Below are 4,080 nucleotides of genomic sequence, written 5' to 3'. Positions count from 1 at the left end.
GCAAGTAACAGTGCCTCAGTTTCAGCGAGTCAATCCGTCTCAACGTCCGTCTCTGAATCACAAAGCACAAGCGCTTCAATCTCAATGAGTCAATCGGTTTCAGATTCAATGAGTGCCTCAGAATCAGCAAGTGCTTCAAGCAGCATTTCAGCTTCAGTAAGTGTCTCAACTTCAATGAGTACTTCAGTATCTTCTTCTGAAGTTAAAGATCCTAAGCATAAGCACGGTAGCCAAGCTCTTCCTAAGACTGGTGAGGAAGACTCATCGGCAGCTCTTGCTTTAGGTGCTTTGGCAACGGCAACAGGTCTTGCCTTTCTTGCCAAACGTAAGAAAGAAGAAGAGGGTGAAGACTTCTAATCGTCAGTAAGTCTCATTCTTACCTTCTCATTAAGATTTATAATATCCCTCATCATTTGAGCTTTTCTCAATGGTGGGGGATTTTTGCTTATCTAAAAGACTAATAGTTTTAATATATCCAGATTTCTTATTTGTTGGGGTGCATTTGAATAGATTTGGGAATGTATAAGTTCAGGGAAAGCAAGTTTGAAATGAGATTTTTTGCTCAATTTTATGATAAAATTAGAAGGAGTATTTTAATCAAAAAATTAATGGAGTAAGTATGTTTTTTAGAAGGAATGAAGGTCAATATCGTGAAACGGACCGTGTGACACGTTTTAAACTGGTAAAGTCAGGTAAGCACTGGCTTCGTGCAGCGACTTCAAACTTTGGTCTTTTTAAGGTGCTAAGAGGAGGAGTGGATTTACCTTCGATTAGTACCCAGCAGGTGGAAGTGGATTCATCTGCTTTCTCAGGACACTCGCTCCTTAAGGGAGTACTTGCTACGGGGGCTTTGCTAGGTGGGGCTGTTGTGACTCACGTGACTCATGCGGAAGAAGTGACAGATGAGCCAGTTTTGGAAAGCCAAGCTGGAGCTAAGGCTGATCTTTTAGTTGCATCAGAATCAGCTATTATTGGCAATATTGGTTCTGTGTCTGGTGTCCAAGAGAGTCAGGTAAATAGTCAAGAGTCATCTGAAGCTACGTCAAGACAGACTTCGGAGGCTTCTTTGAATGAGTCCTTGTCGAGCAGTCAATCTGCTTCAGCTTCCGAACAGGCTTCAAAATCCACCTCCCTATCACTAAGTGCTTCGCTTTCTTCTTCCTTGTCAGCTTCTCTAGCTTCTCAATCGGAAGCAGCGAGTCAGACGGATTCTCATAGCTTGTCTGAGAGTGGGCTTACAGGCTCTTCAGAGCGTGATGACAGTCTATCTAATAAGTCATTGAGCAAGAGTGATAGTGTTGACTCTCAAGAGGGTGTAAAGCTTGTCAGCTCGGATTCGGCCTTGTTACATGCCTCTTTAGCATCCGAAGCTCTTGTTAATCGTCAATTGTCTGACACTGCGAACGGTCTGTTGGCTGCGTCAGTTGTGGCTAATAATGAGCGTTCAGATCAGGAAAAGCGTCTCAAAGATTTGGCCTTAGAGATTTATACTTATAAAGCTCAAGCTCTTGATTTGCCAAATACGGATGCGGCTATTCTGAGGGGGAATCAAGCCTTGGATGCTATTCGTGTCAGTCTGGCTGATAGTGGCGTTGACATGGCCCCTACACTTACACAAGCAAGACAGGCTAGAAATAGGCTTGCTAATGCGGTGCTGCGTGCGACATCTGGTCAGCGTGACCCTCGAAATGGTGCTATCATTGGTGCTGATAATAGCTTGCGTGAACCTTATTATAACTTAGGTCCTAACAATGCTGTGATTTCTGCTTATAACTCTGACTACATCAATCAGGCCTATCGGGTTGTTGAATCAAGACCAACAGAAAACAGTATTCGTAAAATTGGTTATGGAACTGATAGTGATCGTGTCAATGGTATCATTGTTCCCCAGACCTCTGCTTTGAGAAATAGTTCCGTTGCTTTTAATGTTATGGGAACAGTTGGGGCTACTGAAGTAGTGCCGCCAGGAAGAATTTATAAGTTATCTTTTGTTGTGACCAATAGTGCCAACAGATCAGTGAAACAAACGCTTAGCATCCAGGTCTTACCTCAAAATGATGGGATTCGCAACCCGATTAAGGCAGTGACAACGGGTACTTTTGTCAATGACACGAGCAATCTCGCTCAGGCTGAAAAAGATAAGGTTTGGGAAACCTTTAAGGCGACAAATCCAAATATTGCGACCTCTAAGGACTTTAAGTCTTATTCCGTCTCAGCGACAGGTGTAGTGACCATTACCTATAAGGATAATACCTCTAACGATGTGACTGCTCCTGTCAAACGCCTGCCTGCCCCAACGGTGGCGACAAGGCTGTTGGATAAAGCCTATACACAGACAGCTGTAACGGTAACAGGAGCTGAACCAGGGTCAACCGTTGTTTTATACAATAATGATGATGAGGTCGGAACAGCAGTGGCAAATGCTTCTGGCCAAGCGATTGTGACGCCAACGGTTAAGTTACAAACTGGTGGTGTAACGGCTAAAGCTCGCATCATGTATGGTAATTACCCTGTTTATTCAGATGCTAGTAACTCGGTTGCAGTCACAGATAGCACACGACCTGAAGTGGCTGCCAAGTTGACTGTCAATGGTGTCGAACCCAAGTCTACACCCCTTGAAGGTGGTGGAAAAAACTACATTATCTATGCGGGTGATGATGCAGTTTTGACCTTTACCGCTACTGATGATAGTGGCAAGCTCAAAGAAATGAAGATTGTTGCCAGAGCTAATTTGGATGACAATGCTTTGAACGGTAATTTCTTTGGTGGAACTCAATACGGTACGGGGAATGTAGCGCCAATTACAGGTGATATTACGGCAACAAGTGCCAATCCGGCAACCATTACGACAACTATTCATTTGAAGGATGATTTGACCTATTCTGCCCGTAACACCTGGCAGCGTAATGTTGCTGCTATTGACAATGCGTCGAATATGAACCGTCCAAATGGTTTGGGTGAAATTCGGATGACGCAGGGACGTCTTGCAGATCGTACGCCAGGTGTTGCGCCAACGACGACCATTCAGGTGACAAGCCTGACTGCTCTGACAGAGACAGATAAGAGTAAGATTGTTGCGGCTGTGTCGGCCTTGAACCCAGAAGCAGCTAATCGTATTAAGTCTTATACAGTCAATAATGATGGCACGGTGACAATTACTTATAAGGATGATACGACAAATACCGTGACGGTACCCTTGTCTAATAGTGACTATAGCAAGTCTCTTTCTAATAGTACGAGTGAATCTGTGAAACAGTCAGCATCTACAAGTACGTCCGTGAGTACAGTGGTGTCAAGGAATGTTTCAAATTCACTAAAACAATCTCTCTCAGTGAGTTCCTCTTTGAGCACGGTCAAGTCTCGCAGTTTATCACAATCTTTGAGCACATCGGTACGAACCAGCCAGTCCGCTTCTACAAGTGAGTCCTTGAGTACAGTCAAGTCTCGTAGTTTATCACAATCTTTGAGCACATCGGTACGAACCAGCCAGTCCGTTTCCACAAGTGAGTCCTTGAGTACAGTCAAGTCTCGCAGTTTATCACAATCTTTGAGCACATCGGTACGAACCAGCCAGTCCGTTTCCACAAGTGCATCCTTGAGTACCGTTAAATCACAAAGCTTGTCCCAGTCTTTGAGTGAGTCAGTTAAGACCAGCGTTTCTCGCAGTGAATCTGCGTCAACGAGTGCGTCCTTGAGTACAGTTAAGTCTCGCAGTTTATCGCAGTCATTGAGCACATCGGTACGAACCAGCCAGTCCGTTTCCACAAGTGCGTCCTTGAGTACATCGAAGTCACAAAGCTTGTCCCAGTCCTTGAGCGAGTCAGTCAAGACCAGTGTTTCTCACAGTGAATCTGCGTCAACGAGTGCGTCCTTGAGTACATCGAAGTCACAAAGCTTGTCTCAATCCTTGAGCGATTCAGTCAAGACGAGTGTTTCTCGCAGTGAATCTGCGTCAACGAGTGCGTCTTTGAGTACCGTTAAATCACAAAGTTTGTCTCAATCCTTGAGCGATTCAGTCAAGACTAGTGTCTCTCGTAGTGAATCTGCGTCAACGAGTGCGTCCTTGAGTACCGAGAAGTC

At 44.6% G+C, this 4,080-nt stretch carries 2 protein-coding genes; both read left to right on the top strand.

Going from position 1 to position 4,080, the window contains the following annotated elements:
- On the top strand, positions 1 to 357 hold a 357-nt coding region (locus HMPREF0848_RS05075; protein ID WP_232203280.1), incomplete at its 5' end, for an LPXTG cell wall anchor domain-containing protein.
- A gap of 262 nt (positions 358 to 619) precedes the next feature.
- Positions 620 to 4,080, top strand: a 3,461-nt coding sequence (locus HMPREF0848_RS05070) for an accessory Sec-dependent serine-rich glycoprotein adhesin (protein WP_037609153.1), incomplete at its 3' end; no start/stop codon positions are given.

The organism is Streptococcus sp. C150, from assembly GCF_000187445.1.
Lineage (GTDB): Bacteria > Bacillota > Bacilli > Lactobacillales > Streptococcaceae > Streptococcus > Streptococcus raffinosi.
Note: the sequence above shows the minus strand (reverse complement) of the source record. Positions and strands in the feature narration are given on the sequence as shown.